Source organism: Mumia sp. Pv4-285, assembly GCF_041320275.1.
GTDB classification, from domain to species: domain Bacteria; phylum Actinomycetota; class Actinomycetes; order Propionibacteriales; family Nocardioidaceae; genus Mumia; species Mumia qirimensis.
The window spans coordinates 555,624-578,532 of the sequence record NZ_CP162023.1 but is presented as its reverse complement, the minus strand read 5'-3'; the positions used below and the strand labels follow the sequence as shown (position 1 = coordinate 578,532).

Below are 22,909 nucleotides of genomic sequence, written 5' to 3'. Positions count from 1 at the left end.
GGGAGTCACCTGTGAGCTGGTGCCGGTCGAGGCCCCCACCCCCGCTGGTCGAGGCCCCACCCCTGCTGGTCGAGGCCCCACCCCTGCTGGTCGAGGCGCGAAGCGATCGAGACCCCGGTCTCGATCCTCCGCTGGCGGCTTCCGCTGGTCGAGGCGCGAAGCGATCGAGACCCGGTCTCGAGACGGGCTCGTTCCTCGCCCTCCTCGACCACCGGGGTTGGGTGGTCCCGACCAGCGGGGTCGGGGCGGTCTCAGCGTGCGAGCGGGATCCGCACGGTGAACGTCGTCCCCGCACCCGGGGCGGTCACGAGGTCGACGCGGCCCCCGTGACCGGTCACGAGCGCGGACACGATGGCCAGCCCGAGACCGGATCCACCGTCCTCACGGCTGCGTGCGTCGTCGGCGCGGTAGAAGCGCTCGAACACGTGCTCCGCCTGCTCCGGATCGAGCCCGGGCCCGGTGTCGGAGACCGCGACCACGCCGTCGTCGTCCTCAACGCTCACGTCGATCCGCACCTCCGCGTCCACAGGTGTGTGCGCGAGCGCGTTGCCGACGATGTTCCCGAGGACCTGCCGCAGGCGTGCCTCGTCCCCCTCGACCACCACCGGCGGACCCTGCCTGGGCCCGACGGTCATGCGGTCGGGCTGGACGGCCTGAGCGTCGACCGCGGCATCGCGTGCCAGCTCCCGCAGGTCCACCGGGTCCTGCCGCAACGGACGCTCCTGGTCGAGCCGGGCCAGCAGGAGAAGGTCTTCGACGAGCACGCCCATCCGGCCGGCCTCCTGACGGATCCGATCCATGAAGCGGTCCACCGTCGACTGGTCGGGGGCCGCGCCCTGCCCGTACAGCTCGGCGAAGCCGCGGATCGACGTGAGCGGCGTACGGAGCTCGTGGCTGGCGTCGGCGACGAAGCGGCGCATCCTGCGCTCTGACTCCTCGGCGCGACGGGCCTCCTCCTCACGGCTCCGTACGGCGTCCTCGATGTGCCCGAGCATCGTGTCGAGCGATGCCGACAGGGCACCGACCTCCGTGCGCGGGTCCAGGTCGGTGTCGACACGTGCCGTCAGGTCGCCGGCGGCGATCGACTCTGCGGTGGCCTCGACCTGGACGAGCGGACGCAGGCTCCGGCGTACGACGTACGAGCTGAGCAGGGCGAGCGCGAGCAGCACGAGGACGGCGATCGCGAGCTCGATCCACCGCAGCTGGGTCAGGGTCGCCGCGACGTCGTCGAGGCCCACCGCGACCGCTGCCGTCAGCCCGTCGCTCGAGCGCGTGTAGACGACGCGCCACTGTCGGCTGCTGTCGACCGACGAGACGGTCAGCGGCTCGTCGAGCGTGACGTCGTCCGGGGACGGAAGGTCGGGGTAGTCGGCTGCGTCGAGCCGATCGTCCGCGATCGGGTCTGAGGCGTTGCCGGCGTCGTCGAACAGCTGGATGACGTACTGCGACGGCAACCCGGCCCGTCCGGGCGCGTCGCGCGGCCTCGGCCCGGGTCCGTTCGCGATCCGGTCGGCCTCGGAGGTGAGCTGACGGTCCACACGCTGGGTGAGCGTGCGCTCCAGGAGCACGTTGGTCGCGAGGGCGCTGACGAGCAGCGCGAGCGTCACCATCGCCACGAGGACGACCACGAGCTGGATCCGCAGCGGCTGGGCGCGCCACCGCCGGGTGAGGTTCGCGACCGCAGAGCGCGCGGGCTTGCCGGTCATCGCGGGCGCCGCAGGACGTACCCGACGCCGCGCACCGTGTGGATGAGGCGTGGGTCGGCGGTGTCGACCTTGCGCCGCAGGTACGAGACGTACGTCTCGACCACGTTGCCGTCGCCGCCGAAGTCGTAGTTCCAGACATGATCGAGGATCTGCTGCTTGCTGAGCACCCGTCCGACGTTGAGCAGCAGGTAGCGCAAGAGCTTGAACTCGGTCGGCGACAGGTCCACCAACGCTCCGGCCTTGCGGACCTCGTGGCTGTCGGTGTCCATCTCGAGGTCGGCGAGCTTCAGGCGGGAGTCGGACGCCTCAGGGCGACGGGTGCGCCGCAGCACCGCGTGGACGCGCGCCACCAGCTCGTCCAGGCTGAACGGCTTCGCGAGGTAGTCGTCGCCTCCCGCGGTCAGTCCGCTGACCCGGTCGGCAGGAGTGTCGCGCGCGGTCAGGAAGACGACGGGCACCTCCCGGCGCTCGGCCCGCAGCCGCTTGACGACCTCGAACCCGTCGATGCGGGGCATCATCACGTCGAGGACGACGAGGTCGAGCGACGGGTCGGCGACGATGGTGTCGAGCGCCTGCCGGCCGTCGGTGGCGGTCTCGACCTCGAAGCCGGCGAACCGGAGGCTGGAGGCGAGCAGGTCGAGGATGCTCGCGTCGTCGTCGACGACGAGCAGCCGAGCGGGAGATTCTTCGGTGGCCATCGCTCACGAGTCTCGTCCAGGTCGCTTCCACGCGCCTGAGCAACGCCTGTGAGGTTCCTGTGAACGGCCCCCGGCGGTGGTCAGGGACCGCCCCTTAGAATTGCGCTACGGGTGACGGCGGCAGAGGAGGCGGGTGGATCTGATGCTGCTCGCCCTGTTGATCCACCTGGTCGCCGCAGCCGCTGCCCCCGCCTTGGTCAGCCGCCTCGATCGCTACGCGTTCCCGATCCTCGCCCTCGCGCCGGCGTCCGTCTTCGTCTGGCTGCTCACCCTCGGCGGCGAGGTCGCGGGGCCGGACGCCACGGTCCGCACCGAGACGTACGAGTGGGTCCCGACGATCGGGCTCGAGGTCGGACTGCGCCTCGACACGCTCAGCTGGACCCTCGCACTGCTCGTCACCGGCGTCGGGGCCCTGGTCCTGGTCTACTGCACGTGGTACTTCCGGGCGTACGACCCCGCGCTGTGGCGCTTCTCCGGCGCGTTCGTCGCGTTTGCCGGCTCGATGCTGGGTCTGGTCCTGGCGAGCGACGTGCTGCTCCTGTACGTCTTCTGGGAGCTCACGACCGTCTTCTCCTACATCCTCATCGGCCACAACCCCGAGCGCATCGCCAACCGGCGCGCGGCGATGACCGCCCTGCTCGTGACGACCTTCGGTGGCCTGGCGATGCTCGTCGGCTTCATCATGCTGGGCGAGAGGGCGGGCTCGTACCAGATCGACGCGATCATGGACCTCGCTCCGTCGGGCTCCGTGACCACGGTCGCCATCGCCCTGGTGCTGGTCGGCGCGGTCTCGAAGTCCGCCCTGGTGCCGTTCCACTTCTGGCTGCCCGGCGCGATGGCGGCACCGACGCCGGTGAGCGCCTACCTTCACGCGGCGGCGATGGTGAAGGCCGGGGTCTTCCTCGTCGCGGTGATGGCTCCCACGTTCGCCGAGGTCTCGCTGTGGCGGCCCACTCTGCTGGTGCTCGGCGTCACCACGATGATCGTGGGTGGCGTGCGCGCGCTCGGGCAGCACGACGTCAAGCTGCTCCTCGCGTACGGCACGGTGAGCCAGCTCGGGTTCCTCACCGCCGTCGTCGGGCTCGGCACCCGTGCCGCGGCGCTCGCCGGGCTGGCGATGGTGGTCGCGCACGCGTTGTTCAAGGCGGCGCTCTTCATGGTCGTCGGCATCGTCGACCACTCCGCCCACACCCGCGACCTCCGGAAGCTGTCCCGGCTGCGTCCCGAGATGCCGTGGTTGTTCGGGTTCACGGTGCTCGCCGCGGCGTCGATGGCCGGGATCCCGCCGATGCTGGGCTTCGTCGCGAAGGAGTCGGTGTACGCGGCGTTCGTCGACGTGGTCGCCGACGGCGACGGGACCGGCATCGGCCCGGTCGCCGGCAGCGTGGTGCTCGCGGGTCTCGTGGTCGGCTCGCTGCTCACCATGGCGTACACGCTGCGGTTCGTCTGGGGCGTCTTCGGCGACAAGCCGGGCGTCGACCGTCCGGCCGACCTGATCGCGGTCCCCGTCGGCTTCGCGGCACCCACGGCAGTGCTGGCGTCCGCGTCGCTCGTGCTCGGTTTCTGCGGGAGTGCGCTGACCGACCTGTGGGCCGGTTACGACCACCTCTTCCCGCCGGGCGTGCACCACGCCGAGCTCACGCTCTGGCACGGTCTGACACCCGCACTCGGCCTGTCGGTCGTCGCGCTGCTCGGTGGTGTCGCGCTCTTCGCGTGGCAGCGACGCCACCAGTACCTGCCCACCGCGCCCTGGATGCCGTCGGCCGAACGGTCGTACGAGGCGATCATGCGCAGCACCGACCGTCTGGCGGTCGAGGTCACCGGACGCACGCAGCGTGGCTCGCTGCCGTTCTACCTCGGCTCGATCCTGCTGGTGGTGCTGCTCGTGCCCGGTACGGCCCTGGTGCTCAACCGCACCTGGACCGACGACGTCGTGTGGTTCGACTCCGCAGCGCAGGCGGTCGTCGCGGTCCTGATGGCAGCTGCTGCCATCCTCACCGTCCGCTCGCGCCGGCGGCTCAAGGCCGTGCTGCTGGCCGGGGTCTCCGGCTACTGCACCGCCATGCTGTTCCTGCTGCACGGTGCACCCGACCTCGCGCTGACGCAGGTGCTGGTGGAGACGGTCACCCTCGTGATCTTCGTGCTGGTGCTGCGCCGGATGGTCCCGTACTTCTCCGACCGCCCGCTGACCCGAGCCCGCTGGATCCGCGTCGGCATCGGCGCCGCATCGGGCATCTTCGCCTCCGGCATCGCACTCGCCGCGGCGGGCGTGCGGGTCGGCGAACCGGTCTCGGTGGAGTTCCCCGAGAACGCCGTCGAGTACGGCGGGGGCCACAACATCGTCAACGTGACCCTCGTCGACATCCGCGCGTGGGACACGATGGGTGAGCTGTCGGTCCTGGTGGTGGCCGCGACCGGTGTCGCCTCGCTGATCTTCCTCATCACCGGCCGCGGCGGCGTGCAGAGCCCGACCAACCCGTTGCCGTCGCACCAGGACACCGGCCGCTGGCTGCGGGCCGGCCGCACGCTGTCGGCCGAACGCCGCTCGATCGTCTTCGAGATCGTCACGCGACTCGTGTTCCACACGATCATCCTGTTCTCGGTGTGGCTGGTCTTCGCCGGCCACAACAGGCCTGGCGGCGGCTTCGCCGGTGGCCTCATGGCGGGGCTCGCGCTGATGGTCCGGTATCTCGCCGGCGGCCGCTACGAGCTCGACGAGGCCGCCCCCGTCGATGCGGGCCGCGTCCTCGGGCTCGGGCTCGCGACGGCGACCAGCGCCGCGCTCGCACCGCTCGCCTTCGGCGGGCAGGTGCTCCAGAGCGCGACCGTCGACCTCCACCTGTGGGCGATCGGTGACATCCACCTCGTGACGTCCTTGTTCTTCGACATCGGCGTCTATCTCGTCGTGTTCGGCCTCATGCTCGATGTCCTGCGAAGCCTGGGCGGCGGCATCGACGCCGACGCGGAGGACGAGCTGCCCGACCTTCCCGGGTCGTACACCGACGACGAGACCACCCCGATGACCGGAGGGGTGCGATGACCGTCAACCTCGTCCTGATCATCGTCATCGGCGTGACCTTCGCCTGTGGCGTCACGCTCCTCCTCGAGCGCAGCCTCACCCGGATCGTCGTCGGCACGCTGCTGGTCGGCAACGCCGTCAACCTCATCTTCATCGTCGCGTCCGGTGCTCCGGGTCGTGCCCCGATCGTCGACGAGAGCGACCCGTCGCCGATGAGCGACCCGCTCCCGCAGGCCATGGTGCTGACGGCGATCGTGATCACTCTCGGCGTGGCAGCGTTCCTGCTCGCACTGGCGTACCGATCGTGGCAGCTCGAGGGCCACGACGAGGTGCAGGACGACGTCGAGGACCGCCTCATCATGCGGCTCGCCGACCTCGACGAGGCGTCGCAGTCGTACGAGGAAGGCGCCGGCGACCCCGACGAGGAAGGCGCCGATCCCGCGGAGGCAGAACGATGACCACCGACTCCGCGATGTCCTTCCTGATCCCGCTCCCGGTTGTGCTGGCACTCCTCGGGGCAGGCGTGTGTCTCGCCCTCGGGCACAACGCCCGTGCCCAGCGGGTGATCAGCTTCGTCGTCCTCACCGCGATCGTCGGCATCGCGGCCACGCTGCTGTGGGCGGCCGACCGCGACGGTCCCCAGGTCGTGTACGTCGGAGGCTGGCCCGCCCGGATGGGCATCGTGCTCGTCGCGGACCGGCTTTCCGCCCTGCTCCTGCTCGTCTCCGCGATCGTCACGCTGACGGTCCTGGTCTACTCAGTCGGCCAGGGCATCATCGAGTTCGGCCGCGACACCCCGTTGTCGGTGTTCTACCCGACGTATCTCGTGCTGGTCGCCGGTGTCTCCAACGCGTTCCTGTCGGGTGACCTCTTCAACCTCTACGTCGGCTTCGAGGTCCTGCTCGCGGCGAGCTACGTGCTCATCACGCTGGGCGGCACCGGCCCTCGCGTGCGTGCAGGCACCACCTACGTCGTCGTGTCCGTGCTGTCGTCGATGGTCTTCCTCATCGCCATCGCCGGGGTGTACGCCGCCACCGGCACGGTCAACATGGCCGACCTCGCCGTCAAGCTGCAGGAGGTGCCCGAAGGGGTCCGCGTCGTGCTGCAGCTGATGCTGCTCACGGCGTTCTCGATCAAGGCGGCGGTGTTCCCGCTGTCGGCGTGGCTCCCCGACTCCTACCCGACCGCTCCAGCGCCCGTGACGGCGGTGTTCGCCGGCTTGCTGACCAAGGTCGGCGTCTACGCGATCATGCGCGTACAGACCCTGCTCTTCCCCGACAGTCCGCTGTCCGAGCTGCTGCTGTGGGCCGCGCTGCTCACGATGCTGATAGGCATCCTGGGAGCGATCGCGCAGTCCGACATCAAACGAATGCTCTCGTTCACGCTCGTGAGCCACATCGGATACATGGTGTTCGGAGTGGCCATCGCCTCCGACCTCGGCCTCGCCGGTGCGATCTTCTACATCGTCCACCACATCACCATCCAGACGACGCTGTTCCTGGTGACGGGCTTGATCGAGATCCGGGGAGGTTCGACATCCCTGGAGCACCTCGGCGGGCTCGCGAAGGCGGCACCCGTGCTGGCCCTGATGTTCTTCCTGCCCGCGATGAACCTCTCCGGGATCCCGCCGTTCTCCGGCTTCCTCGGCAAGGTCGCGCTCGTCCAGGCAGGCGTCGACCGCGCGGGCTGGCTGGCCTACCTCGTGGTGGCGGCGTCGATCGTGACCAGCCTCCTCACCCTGTACGCCATCGCGAAGACCTGGAACCGGGCGTTCTGGCGTCCGCGCAACGAGGAGCCGGACGAGGTCGGCGAGTGGGTCCCGAGCACCGGCACCAAGTCGGGCGAACCATGGGGCGACACGGTCACGGTCACCTCCGTACGCTCCCTTCCGCGCGCCATGGTCGCTCCCACGCTGACGCTGGTCGCCCTCGGGACTGCGCTGACGCTGGTCGCCGGACCGCTCTTCGGGATCACGGAGCGGGCTGCGTCGGAGCTGCGCGACCGCACCCCTTACATCGAGAACGTCCTCGAGGACGGCACCATGCCAGGTGAGTCCGCTTCGGCAGAGGTCTCGCCATGAGCCCCGAGACGTCGCGACGCGCGCAGGCGCGCAGGGCGCTCGAGTGGCCCGTCCTGCTCTGGTTGACCCTCGTGTGGGTCCTGCTCTGGGGCGAGTTCTCCGTCGGCAACATCCTTGCTGGGCTGGTGATCTCGGTCGCGATCATCCGTGTCTTCCCGCTGCCCCCGATCGACTTCACCGGGCGGTTGCACCCGTGGCGGATCGTCGTGCTCGTGTACGCGTTCTTCCGCGACCTCGTCCTCTCGAGCATCCAGGTCGCGGGCATCGTGCTCCGGTTCGGCTACCAGCCCGTCAACTCCGTCATCGTCGTCCCGATGCGCACCCGCAGCGACCTCGCCCTCATGATGACGTCCGAGATCGTCTCCCTCGTGCCGGGAAGCCTCCTCATCGAGGTCTCCCGCAAGGACTGGACCCTTCAGATCCACGTGATCGAGACGCGGGACACCGGCGACGTCGAGGCGGCGCGGCAACGCGTGTGGGACGAGGAGGAGCGCGTCGTCCGCGCCCTGGGCAATGCGGCCGACATCGCGCGCATCGAGCAGCCGCCGCCATCGCTCCCGCCCGGAGTGCGACGAGCCGAGCACGAGGGGGGTACGCCGACATGACCTGGATGACCGGAGTCGCGTGGGCGGCCGGCGGCATGCTCGGGATCGCCGCGCTGCTGTGCGTGGTCCGCGCCGCGATGGGTCCCTCGATGCCGAACCGCGCGGTCGCGATCGACGTCCTGGTGGCCGTCCTCGTGGGTGGGCTCGGTGTGGAGGCGGCGTACAACCGTCACACCGACACCCTGCCGATCCTCGTCGTCCTGTCTCTCGTGGGGGTGGTGGGCTCGGTCAGCATCGCCCGCTTCGCGACGGGCGACGAGCCCGACGAGTCGGACGAGTCGGGCCGCTCGGACGATCCGGGCCGCTCAGACGACCCGGGCCGCTCGGAGACCGGTGGCGGCGGGTTCGCCGGCGGAGCGGAGCAGCCCCGGTGAACCTCGACTTGATCCGCGACATCGCCTCGGCGTTCTGCTTGCTCGTGGGCGCGTTCCTCGCGCTCATCGCCGCGATCGGCATCATCCGTTTCGACAACCTGTTCAGTCGGATGCACGCCGCGACGAAGCCTCAGGTGCTCGGCCTGCTTCTCATCCTGCTGGGCATCGCGCTGCGGATGGAGCACTGGAGCGACCTGGGCCTGCTCGTGCTGGTCGCCGCCTTCCAGCTGCTCACCGCACCGGTCGCGGCTCACATGCTCGGCCGCGCCGTCTATCGCACCGGCGACAAGGAGCCGGATCGGCGGCTGGTGGACGAGCAGCTGCCCGACTGAGCGGCTCCTGCCGGCGCTCGTGGCATCCTCGTGCGAACGCTCCACGCCGTACGCGCAAGGAGTGGCTGAGGACCCACGGCGGGTCCGGATCGGTGGAGTCGTGGAGATCTCTGACGCGGATCTGGTCATTCGATCGCTCGACGAGCCACGGTGCTTCGAGGAGCTCGTCGGACGGCACGGCACACGGATCCATGCCTACCTGGCACGCCGCGTGCCCGGCGCCGCCGACGATCTGTTGGGCGAGGTGTGGCTGGCTGCTTTCGAGGGGCGACGCCGCTACGATCCCGCGCTGGGCGGGGTCATCGGATGGCTCTTCGGAATCGCCCGACACGTCCTGCTGGTGCACTGGCGCCGCGAGCAGCGCCACCGGGACCTGCCGGACCGGCTGGTCAAGGGCGATGTCGACGACGACTGGCATGCCGTCGACGCACGCCTGGACGCGATGAGCGTGGCGGGCGACCTGCGCGATGCGTTGTCGCGGTTGCCAGCGGAGGAACGCGATGTGCTGCTGCTCGTGGTCTGGGACCAGCTCACGCCCACCGAGGCAGCACAGACGCTCGGGGTCGCCCCCGGGACGGCGCGCTCACGACTGCATCGGGCGCGCACCCGCATCCGCGCGGCGTGGTCCACACCAACGCCGGCCACGGTGCCGCCATCTCCGGAAGAGATCTCCGACCGTCCCGACGAGCGAGGAGCAGCATCATGACGACCACCGACCGGACCGACTCCTGGCGAGCGCTGGAGGAGGCCGGGCAGGTCGTGCCGGCGACCGACGACGTGCTCGCGGCGGCGCGCGCAGCCGTACGGCGTGCCGCGACGACCGAGACGTTGCGCGCCGACGTCACCCGTGCACGCCGACGTCGGCGCAGGTGGATCGGCCTCGTCGCCGCAACGGTCGTCGCGACTGTCGCGATCGGAGCGACGACGGTCGACGTCGGGGGCGAGCGCGTCGGCATCTCACCGGCGGCCGCCGCGGTCCTCGAGCGTGCGGCGAAGGTGACACTGGCTGAGGCCGACCCGGTGGTGCAGCCGGGGCAGTACCTCCGCATCACCCTCGTGCAGAAGTCGGAGGTTCCGTTCGATGGCGAGGACTACGACTCTCGGTGGACGCGTCAGATCTGGATCCCCCACGACCGCGACGCGGACTGGACGTTCCGTGAGCGCACGGTCGTACCACGGGCATCCGACCAGGTCGAGGCCATCCTCCAGCAGACCGACGGCACGTGGCAGCGACCGAGCTGGAGCAACCCCGCGAGCGGTCAAGGGAGCTACCTCGAGACGTACGACCCCGACTGGTACGCGACGTTGCCGCGCGACCCGGACGCCTTGCTCGACCGGCTCCGCAAGGAGATCGGCGGTGACGGATCCGGGTTGGCGTACGACTTCCGGGAGATCTACAGCGAGGCGCTCCGGAGCGGCCTGGCTCCCGCCGCGTTCCGCGCGGCCCTCTTCGAGGCGCTCGCCGAGCAGCCGGGCGTGCACGTGACCAATGGCGTTCAGACTCTCGACGGCCGAGAAGGCATCGGGATCGGGTACCGCGACAGCGGCGAGTGGATGATGCTGTTCGACCCTGCGACCGGCCGCTACATCGGTGAGTGGGCGCGGGAAGGCGACGTAAGGGGTCTCGCGCCAGGCGAGCCGTCCTTCGTCACGTCTGTGCGGATCGACGTCGTCGACTCCGCGCCCTCACCGGACTGACGAGTGGGCGCATGTGCTCGGCGGGCGCCATCCCCGCCGTGGTGCGTCAGCCCTCGCCCTGCGCGACGTCGAAGAAGTTGCCCTCCGGGTCGGCGAGCGTGACCCAGCTGAAGTCGTCCATCGTGTGCGAGCCGACGCGCTCGGCACCCGCGGCCTCGAGCCGCTCGACCTCCGCGTCGATGTCTGCGGTGACCAGGTCGAGGTGCATCTTGTTCTTGCCGGGGGTGACGCGGTCGACCTTCTGGAAGGCGAGCATGACGCCGCCCTCACCGGTCGAGACCACGACGAACCAGCCGTCGTTCTCCTGGACGACCTCTCCGCCCAGCTGAGCCGCCCACCACTGCCCGAGCGCCGACGCGTCGACGCAATCGATCGTGACCATCCCTACTGTGAGTGCCATGGGCGTCACGCTATCGGGCGGCACCGTCATGTGCGCGTCCGTCGGTCATTCGCGCACGCAGCGGGCGACGTACCGTCCGTCCACGACCTGGACGCCGTGCGTCTCGTGCTCGAACCCGGGGAAGTGCCGGTCGAAGTCCTCCAGCGCTCGCAGGTAGGCGAGGAACGGCCCGTCCGCCGGTCCGACGGACTCGCCCGGCATCACCAGCGGGATGCCGGGCGGGTACGGGACGACCCCGATCGCGAGGGTGCGCCCGGCGAGCTCGTCGAGCGGCACGGCATCGACGGTGCCCCGCACCACGTGCGCGTATGCCTCGACCGGCGTGATCACCGGCTCGGGATGGGCTCCGAACGCCTCCCGCTGGAGAGCGAGCATCCGCGTACGGGCGATGGCTGCGTGCTGCTCCAAGGCGAGGTCGCGCAGCCCTATCCCGGCATACCGGCGCGGGTCGGCCGCGTACGTCGCCGGCAGGACCTGCTCCAGCGGCCGGTTCGCGTCGAGGTCGCGCTTGAACGACATCAGCGTCGTGACCAGCGAGCCCCACTTGCCGCGGGTGACGCCGATGGAGAAGAGCAGCAGGATCGAGTACGACTGGGTCTTCTCGACGACGATCGACGCCTGCTGCTCGAGGTACTCCGACAGGATCGGCGCCGGCACCCCGAAGGCGGCCAGCGACCCGTCCTCCTTCACACCCGGCGTCACGACGGTGACCTTGATCGGGTCGAGCATCGCGTAGGCGTCGGGCAGGTCGAAGCCGTGCCAGTCGTCGCCCGCCCGCAGCAGCCACGGCTCCGGCGAGCTGCGCAGCCACTCCTCGTCGGCGTCCTCGAAACGCACCTTCGACCCGTCGGCCTGAGTCACCGTCTCGGGCTGCCACGGCAGCAAGGCCCAGTCGTCCTCGGCCGTCTCGGCGGCGACGCGGGCGAGCGTCCGCCGGAACGCGACCGCCTCCTGGATCGAGATGCCGGTCAGCAGCGGGCCGCCACGCCCCGACATCATCGCGGCGGACACGTCGTTGGAGGCGATGATCGAGTAGAGCGGGGAGGTCGAGGCGTGCATCATGTACGCCTCGTTGAAGAGGTCGTGCTCGACGGGGTTCCTGCCGTTGCGCACGTGCAGGTACGAGGCCTGCGAGAGCGCCGCGAGCAGCTTGTGCGTCGACTGCGTCGCGAACGTCGTCGGCGCATCGGGGGCACGCTCGCCGGTGTGCATCGCGAACCGCTCCGCGTAGATCGGGTGGAAGGCGGCGTAGCCGTACCAGGCTTCGTCGAAGTGGAGCCGGTCGATGTGCTCGCCGAGGGTCTGCTCGACGGTCGGCACGTGGTAGAGCAGCCCGTCGTACGTGGAGTTGGTGATCATCGCGATCACCGGACGCACGGATGGGTCTTCTACGAGCGGCGACGCCACGAGTTTCGCGGCGACCGCGGCGCGGGTCAGCTCGCTCGGCGGGACGGGCCCGATGATTCCGAGGTGGTTGCGTGTCGTCGTCAGATAGACCGGTACGCCGTGGGTGAGGGTCGCCGCCTGCTCGATCGACTTGTGAGCGTTGCGGTCGAGCACCATGACGTCGCCTGCGACGACCGATGCCTGGTGCAGGACCCGGTTGGAGGTCGAGGTGCCGTTGGTGACGAAGTAGGTGCGGTCGGCGCCGAAGATCGTGGCAGCACGTCGCTCCGCCTCACCGATGGGACCGGAGTGGTCGAGCAGCGATCCGAGCTCGTGGACCGAGACGGAGAGGTCGGAGCGGAACGTCTGCTCGCCGAAGAACTCCCAGAACGCGCGCCCCGCGGGCGAGCGGAGGAACGCGGCACCACCCTCGTGGCCGGGGGTGTGCCAGGAGTACTCGTGCTTGCGCGAGAACGCCACCAGCGCGCCGAACATCGGCGGGAGCACGTCCTGCCGGTAGCGCTCAGCCGCGTTGCGGATCCGGCCCGCGATCCACGAGGGCGTGTCGTCGAGCAGGTAGATCAGCTGGTCGACCTCGCGCAGCACCGACGTGTCGAGGGTGTCCGCTCCGCGCGTGCCGGTCATCACGAAGACGGGCAGGTCGGCGTTGCGGGCACGCACGCCGGCCAGGAAGGTCGTGAGCCGGTCGGGCTCGACGTGGGCGGCATGGTGGTCCGAGTCACCTCCGGCATCGGCGATCACGGCGCACAGCGAGGCATCCGATGCCACCCGCAGCACCGCATCGTCGGGGCTGGGCGCGAACTCGGTCCGTACGTCGATGCGCTCGAGCTCCTGGACCACGCGGCGGAGCATCTCCTCGTGCGCGGTGGACGTCTGCGGACGCTCGTCGACGATGAGGACCTTGATGGTCCGTGCGGTCATGCTTGCTTCGGCCAGATCGCCCATTCGCCGGAAATCCTCCTGCATCGACGCCACTTCCCCACCGATCGTACGCGACGAAAGCGTGGTCCGACGCGCCCAGCGCCGCCGCGTGAAAACGCGGCGAAAGCGTGGTGAAAGACGACCGCGCCACTGTCGCAGGGTCCGCACCACCAACTGGGGAGAAACCCATGCATCGCACCACCACGAACCTTGCGCGTGTCGCGGCAGCCGTCGGCGCGACCGTCCTCGCCGGGACGCTCCTGGCATCGCCCGCCGATGCGTACGGCGACGTCCGGGTCAACAACGTGCAGGTCATCGACACGAGCACCTGCGAGGTCAACCACCCCAGCCAGGCCAAGTACGTCTACAAGGTCAACGGAGGCTGCTCGGTCCCCGACAGTGCCGACGGCACGTTCTTCCAGCGCGACGGTGGCGGCCCTCCGTACCAGGCAGCGGCTGCCAAGACCGAGATCTACACGAAGGGTGTGCTGCGGGGGAAGGTCGAGTTCCACCCGTACGGCGAGAAGGTCTGGATCTACGACACCAGCAATGACGGCGACACCCTCTGGTTCCGGATCGTCAACGACGACACCAACCGCTCACTCGGCGACTACCGGCCGCCGGGGACGAGCGCCAAGCTCGACCATCGCGTGATCGACCTCGACCTCCCTGAGACGACCGACGTCCGCATCGAGGTGTACGACGACGCCGCGTACGGCGGGCTCGTGGACAGGCTGACCTTGAACTACGGCAGAGCGTGACGCGCGACCGTACCCGTCTGGACCGGCGGGTACGGTCGTACCCATGCGGATCGCCACCTGGAACGTCAACTCCATCCGTTCACGCATCGACCGTGTGGCCGCATGGCTCGAGCGCAGCGACGTGGATGTCCTGGCGATCCAGGAGACCAAGTGCCGCGACGACCAGTTCCCTGAGCTCTCGCTGCTCGCCGCGGGCTACGAGGTGGCGCACCACGGACTGTCACAGTGGAACGGCGTCGCGGTCATCTCTCGTGTCGGCCTCGACAACGTCCAGATCGGGTTCGCCGACATGCCGACCTGGGGCGACCCCGCGGCCGCAGAGGCGCGTGCGATCTCGGCGGTCTGCGGCGGCGTACGCATCTGGTCGCTCTACGTCCCCAACGGACGCACGCTCGATGACCCCCACTACGCCTACAAGCTGCAGTGGCTCGATCAGCTGCGCGCCGACGCCACCGGCTGGCTGGCCGACGACCCCGCAGCGCAGATCGCATTGATGGGCGACTGGAACATCGCGCCCCGCGACGAGGACGTCTGGGACATGGCGAAGTTCGAGGGCAGGACCCACGTCTCCAAGCTGGAGCGCGAGGCGTTCGCGGCGTTCGAGGACTCCGGCTACGCCGACGTGGTCCGTCCGCACACGCCCGGGCCCGGCACGTTCACCTACTGGGACTACACGCAGCTGCGGTTCCCGCGCCGCGAGGGCATGAGGATCGACTTCGCACTCTGTACGCCGGCGCTGGCCGCGCGCGTCAGCGGCGGCTCGATCGACCGCGAAGAGCGCAAGGGCAAGGGCGCGTCCGACCACGCACCCGTCGTCGTCGACCTGGCCTGACCCCCGCTGGTCGAGGCCACCCCACACCGCTGGTCGAGGACCAGCGGGGAAGCTCAGCGGAACAGGAAGTCCGGACGCTCGCCCTCGTACGGGGCACGCCAGACGTCCTTGCCGGCCAGCGAGCCGAGGTCCTCCCACCCGGCAGCGGACAGGAGGTCGTCCTCCTGCGTGTTGGGGAACGTCCGGGGATCGATCGCGTACCGGTAGGTGGGCGCGTCCTCCCGGCGGTGGAGCGTCAGCCGGATCGCGCTCACGGTGCTGAAGTGCTCCGCGACCCATCCCAGCTGGGCCTGGTCCTCGAGCCACACCTCGAGAAGCTCGGGCTGCCGGATCCTGTACGGCATGAACCAGTACGAACGCGTGTCCTTGCTCATGGTTCCATCGTGACGGAGCGTGGTCGCGGCCGCTCCGTGAACACGCGTCACCCCTGGAGGTAGGCGAGGACGGCGAGGACCCGGCGGTTGTCGTCCTCGGACACCGGGAGGTCGAGCTTGGCGAAGATCGAGTTCGTGTGCTTCGCGATCGCCTTCTCGGTGACGAAGAGCCGCCCGGCGATCGCCGCGTTGGAGCGGCCCTCCGCCATCAGGCCGAGCACCTCGCGCTCCCGCTCGGTCAGGCGGTCCACGGGTCGGTTCGCCGCCGCCTTCGAGAGCAGCACCGACACCACCTCCGGGTCGAGCACCGTGCCGCCGTCGGCGACGTGACGCACCGCGTCGACGAACCGCTCGACGTCGGCGACCCGGTCCTTCAGCAGGTAGCCGACCGCCCCTTCGCCCGACGACAGCAGCTCGCGGGCGTACAGCTGCTCGACGTACTGCGACAGCACCAGCACCGGCAGGCCCGGCCGCGCGGCGCGGGCGTCGATCGCCGTACGCAGCCCTTCGTCGGTGAACGTCGGCGGCATCCGGACGTCGACCACCGCGACGTCGACGTCGATCTCCCGGAGCGCCTTCGCCAGGGACGGCGCGTTGTCGACGGCCGCGACGACCGTGAACCCGTTGGCCTCGAGGAGACGGGTCAGTCCGTCTCTGAGGAGGGCGAGGTCTTCGGCGATGACAACACGCACGGCAGCTCCATGGTGACGACGGTCGGTCCCCCAGCGGGGCTCTCGACCACCATCGTGCCGTCGAACGCGGCCAGCCGGCGACTCACCCCCGTGAGTCCGGTCCCGGCGGCGGGATCGGCGCCCCCGTCTCCGTTGTCGGCGACCACCGCGCGGAGTCGCATCCCGTCGTACGAGAGGTCGACGGACGCGGCGCTCGCGTGAGCGTGCTTGACGACGTTCGCGAGCGCCTCGGCGACCGCGAAGTACATCGCTGTCTCGACTGGTTCCGGAGCGCGACCGGGCACGACGGCCGCGAACGAGGTCGGGACCGCGATGTCGAGCGAGAGCGCCTGGGCGGCCCCGACGAGACCGCGATCGGCCAGCACCGGCGGGTGGATCCCGCGGACGACCGACCGCAGGTCGCCCAGCGCCGAGGTCGTCGTCGCGCGTGCCTCCTCGATCAGGCGTGCGGCAGCGGCGGGGTCTGTCGTGAGGAGCTGCTCGGCGAGACCGAGGCTCATCCCCAATGACACGAGCCGCGCCTGCGCACCGTCGTGGAGGTCGCGCTCGATGCGGCGCAGCTCGGCCGCCGAGTGGTCGATGGTCTCGGACCGCGATGCGGAGACCTCGATGAGCCGCCTCTCGAGCTCGGACCGCGTCGGTGACAGGAGACCGAGGTCCAGCCGTGCCCGGGCCCGGCTGACCGGCGGCGTGAGGAGCCACCACACCAGAGCGCACACGCCGGCGGCGATCCACATCGAGAACGACGACTGCTGGTCGTGGACCTGGACGACCCACCAGTCCATGTCGAAGACGCCCGCCGGCGTCACCCAGTAGATGAACGGGAAGATCGCGAACCAGACGACGCCGAGCAGCAGCGTCACCGGGATCAGCGACAGCAGCCAGCCGAGCGTCGTCGACACGTACGCCCACCCGAGGTCGCGCCATCGTGCCGGGTCCCGTGCCCAGTCTTGGACGACGATCTTCACGCCCTGGGACGTGCGCGGGTGGTACGGACTGGGGACCGGGGTCCGCAGGACCTGCGAGGCGAAGTAGCGGTGGATGCGCGCGAGCTGTCGAAGGAACGGCACGAACATCACGAGCACGGGAACCCCGATGCCCAGGGCCACGAACGGGATCGCCACGGTGACCACGATCAGGACCACCAGCGTCGGGATCCCGAGGATGAGATAGACGAGCGCGAGCCCGGTGAGCGCCAGCGGCGAGGGCCGGCGCCGGGGCGGCAGCGGGTACGGGTCGTCGATCGGGGTGCTCATCGTCTCTCCTGCGAGGGCGGTCGTCGTCATGCTCCCACTCTGCGTGCCCGAGGCGCTCGGGACAGTGGACCTAGCACCACCTCGGTTCGGGTCCTCGGACCCCTGTACGCCGACGCGCGAGCCGGAATCGTCGAAGGCGGAGGAGACAACCCGAACCGAGAGGCCATCATGACCACCACAGCAGCACCTCCGCAGCCAGATCCGAATCAGCCCACACAGACGGAGCCGGGCCGCGGACGACCGTCACGACGATCGCCGGTCGTGCGCATCTCCCGCTGGAGCGCCACCCATCCGTGGAGTGCACTCTCGCTCTGGCTCGCGCTGGTCGTCGGTGCCATGGCACTCATGGCCGTCGTCCCCACCCAGTCGATGGGTGACGACGACTACGGAGTCGGCGAGTCGGGCCGTGCGGCCGAGCTGATCCGTCAGGCCGACCTCGACGAGGCACCCAGCGAGGTCGTCCTCGTCACTGCCGACGGCGGAACTCTCGACCGCACGGCGGCCGAGGGGGCGTACGAGTCGATCCGCACCGGAGCCGAGGGCATCGCCCACGTCGGCGACGTCGGACCGCCGGTGTGGTCCGAGGACGGCTCGGCCATGCTCGTGCCGATCACGCTCGCGAAGGGCGTCGATCTCGACGCGACCGTCGAGCTCTTGCAGGACTCGACCGCGACGGTGGCGGGCGCCAACCCCGAGCTCGAGATCGCGCAGTCGGGCGGGACGTCGATCGACAACCAGGTCGACGAACGCGTCGGGGAGGATCTTGCCTCTGGCGAGTCCAGGAGCCTGCCGATCACGTTCCTCATCATGATCGTCGCGTTCGGGGCGCTGATCGCGGCAGTGATCCCCGTGGCGCTCGCCTTCTCGTGCGTGCTGACGGCGATGGGCCTGTACGCGGTGGTCTCCGTGCTGATCCCCGACTCCGGGACCGTGGCGAGCGTGATCCTCATGATCGGGATGGCTGTCGGCGTCGACTACTCGCTCTTCTACCTCAAGCGTGAACGCGAGGAGCGTCGCAAGGGTGCGACGACGCTCGATGCGATCGAGATCGCCGCGGCCACGTCAGGTCGCGCCGTCATCGTCGCCGGCCTGGCCGTCATCGTCGCGATGTCCGGCCTGCTGCTCACCCGTGACACGGTGTTCGCCGGTCTCGCGGTCGGAGCGATGCTCGTCGTCGCGGTCGCGATGCTGGGCTCGGTCACCGTCCTCCCGGCCCTGCTCGCCAAGCTGGGGCGGTGGGTCGACCGCCCGCGTGTCCCGGGGCTGTGGCGGCTCAATGCCCGGCTCGGCACGGGTGGCATCAGCAAGCGCCTGATCGCCCCGGTCCTGGAGCACCCGAAGACGTCGCTGGCCTTGTCGCTCGGGGTCCTGGTCGCCCTCTCCGCACCGGCGCTCGGCATGACGCTCCACCAGGGCAACCTCGACACCCTGCCGCAGGACATCGCGGCGGTGGAGACGTACCAGCAGGTGCAGCAGCACTTCCCGGCGGAGCGGTCGACCATCGAGGTCGTCGCACGCACCGGGGCCGCCGCAGACGCAGGCGCGGCGACGGCTGCGCTGGAGGAGATCGGATCGCAGGCGCAGGCGGACGGGCTCGCGGCGGCGGCAGAGCCGGTCGAGGTCTCGTCCGACGGGCGTACGTCGCTCCTGCGACTGACCGCGGTCGGCGCTGAGGGTGACATGGCGAACGAGGACGCGGTGACCGAGCTTCGGGACACCGTCGTCCCCGACGCGCTGGCGGGCGCCGACGTGTCCGAGTGGGCTATCGGCGGCGACGTCGCGACCACGATGGACGCCCAGGATGCGCAGCGCGACGCGTTGCCGCTCGTCGTCGGGTTCGTCCTGCTGCTGACGCTGCTGATGATGTGGTTCGTGTTCCGCAGCGGGACGGTCGCCCTGCTCACGACCGGGCTCAACCTGCTGTCGGTCGGTGCGGCGTTCGGCGTGATGACGCTGGTCTTCCAGAACACGTGGGCGGAGGGGATCCTCGACTTCACGTCGCCGGGCTTCCTCGTCGACTGGGTGCCGCTGTTCTGCTTCGTCGTCCTGGTCGGGCTCTCGATGGACTACCACGTGTTCGTCATGAGCCGGATCCGTGAGGGGATGCGGCGTGGGCTGTCGACACGGCTCGCCGTCGAGTACGGCGTGCGCGAGACCGCGAGCGTCGTCACGAGCGCCGCAGCGGTGATGGTGTCCGTGTTCGCCGTGTTCGCGACGCTGTCCATGCTCGAGATGAAGCAGATGGGTGTCGGTCTGTCGGTCGCGATCCTGGTCGACGCCACGATCGTACGGCTGGTGCTCCTGCCGGCGGCGCTGCTCGTGCTCGACAAGCGCCTCGGCAGGCTGCGCGCGCCGGACCGCCGGGAGGTGGGCGCCGCCGCCTGACCTTCTGTCCGACCGATCCTGAGGGATTGCGCCCGCACACCGGGCGCAATCCCTCACGTCCCGTTCGTACGGGTGAGGGTGTGCACGTCACGGACGACGAGGTCGACCGAGGTGTCGAGGAGGTCTTGCGGGATGTACGCGACACGCCACCACGAGCCCGCCGGCCGGCGACGGGTGCGGACGCGTAGCACGCTGACGGCACGCACCCGTCGCTGGTCGACGGCGGCGATGTCACCCCACGTCAGGCTCGTCAGCCGGGTCGGACCGAGGTCAGGCCAAGCCAGGTCGAGGCCGGACCGGCGTACGACGACAGCGACGTCGGGCCCTCCCGGTCGCGGCAGCCCACGACGGAACCGACGCATGGACGCCAGGGTGTACGCCGGTATCGCCCCCACGAGCAGGAACAACAAGCCGGGGACCAGCGCGACCGAGCCCAACGCCGGCACGACGACGAGCCAAGCGAGGGCGATCACCAGCACGAAGCCGAGCAAGAACGTATTCACCGCGATCGACCTGCCGAACCGCCGCTCGTACGTCGGGAGCTGATCGAACCGGTAGCGCACGACGCCGACGACGTCGTGGGCTACGGCGTCGCCGGTGTCAAAGCTCGTCACGTGCGCAGCGTACGGGAGCCGCGGGTCAGCTCCCCCACGTCGGCCGCAGCGGGAAGGTCGTCTCGCCCGACGGGTCCGTCTTCGTCGCGAGCACGTGGTGCAGCTGGATCGAGTTGCGCTCGAAACCGAGTCGCGACCCGGCCATGTAGAGACCCCACACCTTCGCGGTGCCGAGGCCGACCTCGGCGACGGCCTCGTCCCAGTTGTCTCGCAGGTTGCGGTTCCAGTCGCGCAGCGTCATCGCGTAGTGCATGCGGAGGTTCTCCTCGTGCTGCACCTCCAGCCCCGCGTCCTGGACCTCCGTGATGATCTTGCCGGACCCGGTCAGCTCGCCGTCCGGGAACACGTACCTGTCGATGAAGTGCCCGGCCGATGCGCGCGTGCGGTTGTCGGGGCGGGTGATGCAATGGTTGAGCAGGCGGCCGCCGACCTTGAGGTGGTCGCGGATGAACCCGAAGTAGGCGGGGTAGTTCTGGACACCGATGTGCTCGGTCAGACCGATCGAACTGATCGCGTCGAAGCCGGTCTCCGTGATGTCGCGGTAGTCGGAGAACCGGACCTCGGCGAGGTCCGATAGGCCCTCGCGCACGATCGCCTCCTGCGCCCACAGCGCCTGCTGCTCCGAGAGCGTGGCGCCGATGACCTTGACGCCGTAGTGCTTCGCGGCGTGACGGACCATGCCGCCCCACCCGCACCCGATGTCGAGGAGACGCTGTCCCGGCTGGAGGTCGAGCTTGCGGCAGACCAGGTCGTACTTCTCGAACTGCGCCTCCTCCAGGGACGAGCCGGCCTTCGGGAACACCGCGCAGGTGTAGGTCATCGACGGGCCGAGAACGAGCTCGTAGAACCGGTTGGACACGTCGTAGTGGTGATGGATCGCGACCGCGTCACGGGACTTGGAGTGCCGGAGTCCCTCGAGCGCGCGGCGCCAGCGCGGCAGGTGCTCCTGCGGCGGAGGCGGCGGCGGGACGAGGTGGGAGAGCCCGAGCGCCTTCACGATGCGGAACGTCTCGGCCGCCGACGGGGCACGCAGCCGGGTCTTGTCCATGAGGTGCACCAGCGCGTCGTACGGGTCGCCCGGGTGGGCACCGTCGATCTCGAGGTCACCGGTGACGTACGCGCGGGCGAACCCGAGGTCGCCTGGGGCGCTCATGATGTAGGAGAGTCCGCGCTCGTTGAGGAGGCGGACCGTGATGGGTGCGTCCGGGGGGCCGGAGGTGCTGCCGTCGTATCCCTCGAACCGGAACGACACACCGCCGGGAACGAGGCGCTCGAAGGCCTCGCCCAGGGTGATCGTCGTCTTCGTCATGGTCGTCATCGCCGCTTCACCGCTTTCTCGTACAGGCCGGTCAACCGGTCCTTGGGGTCGTACGTGGACTTCACCTCGGCGAGGTGGGGAAGGTTGTAGAGCTCTGCGAACGTGTCGGCGTCGTAGAACGCCTCCGAGTAGAGCGACTTGTGTCCGCCGAGGGCGTGCACCTGGTCCTCGACGCGTCGGTTGACCATGCCGGCGGGCGCGTCGGCCGGCACCGCGACCGTGCCCCAGAAGCCGACGTTGACGTACGTCGTCGACGGCTCGAGCGGGTAGAGCGGCCAGCGGGTCGTGCTGCCGGGACCGTCGGGCTCACGCAACCGCAGCGGGCACAGCCACACGGGGCGCATGCCGACCTCGTCGTCGAACCACGTGAGGAACTCGGCGAGGCGGTCGACCGGGACCTCGATGTCCTGGATGACGCGCTCGCGCTTGGCGACGCCGTTGCGCTTGATGCGGTCGAGCTTGTGAGCGAGCGCGTACTTCGTGTCGAGTCCGACGATGCGCTGGTAGACGTCACTCCGACGATACTTCCGCGGCCACACCCGTCGGATCAACGGATTTTGCGCACCGAACGCACCGCTGCACCAGAACCAGTCGGTGTCCCAGCGCCAGAGGTAGTCGGCCATCGTGAGCGCGTCGGTGCTCCGCTCGCGCACGGACCGGTAGTAGACCTGCTGACCGGTGTAGTCGCTGACGTCCTGACCGGTGGTGCTCGGGTCGGCGTCGGTGAACTCGGCGAGCGTCAGGTAGATCTCGCCGGGGCTGAACGCCGTGCCGTCGATCGCGTCGACGCGCGTGCCGTGGTCGCTGCGGTCGGCGACGATCCGGGCGATCGCGGTCGCGGCTGCGACCGTGTCGTCGAAGCGCAGGTGGCGCAGCCGCACCCAGCCCGGCGCCTTCTCCAGGAGGATGCGGATGCGCGTCGAGTATCCGAGCGTGCCGTACGAGTTGGGGAAGGCGAGGAACAGATCGCTCTCGACCTCGCGGCTGCAGGTGACGACCTCGCCCGCTCCGGTGAAGACGTCCATCTCGACGACGGACTCGTGCGGGAGACCGTTGCGGAACGACGTCGCCTCGATGCCGAGCCCGGTGACCGCACCGCCGAGGGTGATCGTGCGGAGCTGGGGCACGACGTACGGGATGTAGCCGCGGGCCAGCGTCACGGCGACGAGGTCCTCGTAGGTGCACATGCCTTGCACGTCCGCGGTCGCCTCGCCCGACGCTGGATCGATGTCCACGCTGATGACGCCCGTGAGCCCGCTGACGTCGAGACCGGGTGCGTCGGTCGCGTCGCGCGGCCGGAAGAGGTTGGTGGTGCGCTTCGCCAACCTCACGGGCGCACCGTCGGGGATGGCGTCGTACGAGGCACGCAGCCTGCGCACGGCGTCGTCGTGGGCCTGATGTCCGACGAGGTCGTTCACGATGCTCAGACTAAGCACG

At 69.9% G+C, this 22,909-nt stretch carries 21 protein-coding genes; 11 read left to right on the top strand and 10 right to left on the bottom strand.

Translation table 11 applies throughout. From position 1 onward, the window contains the following. Window positions 1-251: 251 nt before the first annotated feature. Together AB3M34_RS02770 and AB3M34_RS02765 are read right to left on the bottom strand one after the other, a co-directional pair. Complete coding sequence (locus AB3M34_RS02770) at window positions 252-1,706, bottom strand: sensor histidine kinase (protein ID WP_370617554.1); 1,455 nt, start codon at window positions 1,704-1,706, stop codon at window positions 252-254. After that, window positions 1,703-2,404, bottom strand: a complete 702-nt coding sequence (locus AB3M34_RS02765) for a response regulator transcription factor (RefSeq protein WP_370617553.1) — start codon at window positions 2,402-2,404, stop codon at window positions 1,703-1,705. Before AB3M34_RS02765 ends, AB3M34_RS02770 begins: the two co-directional genes overlap by 4 nt. Window positions 2,405-2,546: 142 nt before the next feature. Between AB3M34_RS02765 and AB3M34_RS02760 the strand changes: the two genes are divergently transcribed. The 8 genes from AB3M34_RS02760 (at window position 2,547) to AB3M34_RS02725 (ending at window position 10,512) form a co-directional block, all read left to right on the top strand. Next, window positions 2,547-5,444 (top strand): Na+/H+ antiporter subunit A, encoded by a 2,898-nt coding sequence (locus AB3M34_RS02760; protein ID WP_370619931.1) that lies wholly within the window; start codon window positions 2,547-2,549, stop codon window positions 5,442-5,444. Continuing rightward, a complete protein-coding gene (locus AB3M34_RS02755) occupies window positions 5,441-5,881 on the top strand; it encodes a Na(+)/H(+) antiporter subunit C (RefSeq protein ID WP_370617552.1) in 441 nt (146 codons plus the stop codon). Before AB3M34_RS02760 ends, AB3M34_RS02755 begins: the two co-directional genes overlap by 4 nt. After that, the gene (locus tag AB3M34_RS02750; RefSeq protein WP_370617551.1) at window positions 5,878-7,503 is read left to right on the top strand and encodes a Na+/H+ antiporter subunit D; all 1,626 of its coding nucleotides are present in this window, start codon (window positions 5,878-5,880) and stop codon (window positions 7,501-7,503) included. The genes AB3M34_RS02755 and AB3M34_RS02750 overlap by 4 nt, the downstream gene beginning before the upstream one ends. Next, complete coding sequence (locus tag AB3M34_RS02745; RefSeq protein WP_370617550.1) at window positions 7,500-8,108, top strand: Na+/H+ antiporter subunit E; 609 nt, start codon at window positions 7,500-7,502, stop codon at window positions 8,106-8,108. Before AB3M34_RS02750 ends, AB3M34_RS02745 begins: the two co-directional genes overlap by 4 nt. Next, window positions 8,105-8,482 carry a monovalent cation/H+ antiporter complex subunit F gene (locus AB3M34_RS02740; protein ID WP_370617549.1) on the top strand — a complete coding sequence of 126 codons (378 nt, stop codon included), beginning with the start codon at window positions 8,105-8,107 and terminating at the stop codon, window positions 8,480-8,482. The genes AB3M34_RS02745 and AB3M34_RS02740 overlap by 4 nt, the downstream gene beginning before the upstream one ends. After that, a complete protein-coding gene (mnhG, locus tag AB3M34_RS02735) occupies window positions 8,479-8,814 on the top strand; it encodes a monovalent cation/H(+) antiporter subunit G (RefSeq protein ID WP_370617548.1) in 336 nt (111 codons plus the stop codon). Before AB3M34_RS02740 ends, mnhG begins: the two co-directional genes overlap by 4 nt. Window positions 8,815-8,914: 100 nt before the next feature. After that, window positions 8,915-9,520 (top strand): RNA polymerase sigma factor, encoded by a 606-nt coding sequence (locus AB3M34_RS02730; RefSeq protein WP_370617547.1) that lies wholly within the window; start codon window positions 8,915-8,917, stop codon window positions 9,518-9,520. Then, window positions 9,517-10,512, top strand: coding sequence for a CU044_5270 family protein (locus AB3M34_RS02725; RefSeq protein ID WP_370617546.1), 996 nt, complete (start codon window positions 9,517-9,519; stop codon window positions 10,510-10,512). Before AB3M34_RS02730 ends, AB3M34_RS02725 begins: the two co-directional genes overlap by 4 nt. A gap of 46 nt (window positions 10,513-10,558) precedes the next feature. Here the strand turns inward: AB3M34_RS02725 and AB3M34_RS02720 are convergent, their stop codons facing one another. After that, window positions 10,559-10,912: a VOC family protein gene (locus AB3M34_RS02720; RefSeq protein ID WP_370617545.1), complete on the bottom strand. Its 354-nt coding sequence runs from the start codon at window positions 10,910-10,912 to the stop codon at window positions 10,559-10,561. Window positions 10,913-10,957: 45 nt separating this feature from the next. Beyond that, entirely contained in the window at window positions 10,958-13,240 is a 2,283-nt protein-coding gene (locus AB3M34_RS02715; protein ID WP_370617543.1) for an Orn/Lys/Arg decarboxylase N-terminal domain-containing protein, read from the bottom strand. Window positions 13,241-13,428: 188 nt separating this feature from the next. Here AB3M34_RS02715 and AB3M34_RS02710 point away from each other — a divergent pair, with 188 nt between their 5' ends. Together AB3M34_RS02710 and AB3M34_RS02705 are read left to right on the top strand one after the other, a co-directional pair. Continuing rightward, window positions 13,429-14,001: a hypothetical protein gene (locus tag AB3M34_RS02710; RefSeq protein ID WP_370617542.1), complete on the top strand. Its 573-nt coding sequence runs from the start codon at window positions 13,429-13,431 to the stop codon at window positions 13,999-14,001. 43 nt (window positions 14,002-14,044) lie between these two features. Further along, window positions 14,045-14,833, top strand: coding sequence for an exodeoxyribonuclease III (locus AB3M34_RS02705; protein ID WP_370617541.1), 789 nt, complete (start codon window positions 14,045-14,047; stop codon window positions 14,831-14,833). 53 nt (window positions 14,834-14,886) lie between these two features. Here the strand turns inward: AB3M34_RS02705 and AB3M34_RS02700 are convergent, their stop codons facing one another. The 3 genes from AB3M34_RS02700 to AB3M34_RS02690 are packed head-to-tail and all read right to left on the bottom strand — an operon-like array spanning window position 14,887 to window position 17,185. After that, the gene (locus AB3M34_RS02700) at window positions 14,887-15,207 is read right to left on the bottom strand and encodes a DUF2812 domain-containing protein (protein ID WP_370617540.1); all 321 of its coding nucleotides are present in this window, start codon (window positions 15,205-15,207) and stop codon (window positions 14,887-14,889) included. A 47-nt stretch (window positions 15,208-15,254) separates the two neighbouring features. Further along, the gene (locus AB3M34_RS02695) at window positions 15,255-15,899 is read right to left on the bottom strand and encodes a response regulator (protein ID WP_370617539.1); all 645 of its coding nucleotides are present in this window, start codon (window positions 15,897-15,899) and stop codon (window positions 15,255-15,257) included. After that, window positions 15,851-17,185, bottom strand: coding sequence for a sensor histidine kinase (locus AB3M34_RS02690; RefSeq protein ID WP_370617538.1), 1,335 nt, complete (start codon window positions 17,183-17,185; stop codon window positions 15,851-15,853). Before AB3M34_RS02690 ends, AB3M34_RS02695 begins: the two co-directional genes overlap by 49 nt. Before the next feature lie 231 nt (window positions 17,186-17,416). Between AB3M34_RS02690 and AB3M34_RS02685 the strand changes: the two genes are divergently transcribed. After that, the gene (locus tag AB3M34_RS02685) at window positions 17,417-19,540 is read left to right on the top strand and encodes an MMPL family transporter (protein WP_370617537.1); all 2,124 of its coding nucleotides are present in this window, start codon (window positions 17,417-17,419) and stop codon (window positions 19,538-19,540) included. A 53-nt stretch (window positions 19,541-19,593) separates the two neighbouring features. Here AB3M34_RS02685 and AB3M34_RS02680 read toward each other — a convergent pair whose 3' ends face one another. The 3 genes from AB3M34_RS02680 to AB3M34_RS02670 are packed head-to-tail and all read right to left on the bottom strand — an operon-like array spanning window position 19,594 to window position 22,890. Beyond that, the gene (locus tag AB3M34_RS02680) at window positions 19,594-20,154 is read right to left on the bottom strand and encodes a hypothetical protein (protein ID WP_370617536.1); all 561 of its coding nucleotides are present in this window, start codon (window positions 20,152-20,154) and stop codon (window positions 19,594-19,596) included. 25 nt (window positions 20,155-20,179) lie between these two features. Then, entirely contained in the window at window positions 20,180-21,472 is a 1,293-nt protein-coding gene (locus AB3M34_RS02675) for a class I SAM-dependent methyltransferase (RefSeq protein ID WP_370617535.1), read from the bottom strand. Then, complete coding sequence (locus tag AB3M34_RS02670; protein WP_370617534.1) at window positions 21,469-22,890, bottom strand: FAD-binding protein; 1,422 nt, start codon at window positions 22,888-22,890, stop codon at window positions 21,469-21,471. Before AB3M34_RS02670 ends, AB3M34_RS02675 begins: the two co-directional genes overlap by 4 nt. Between the last annotated feature and the right edge of the window lie 19 nt (window positions 22,891-22,909).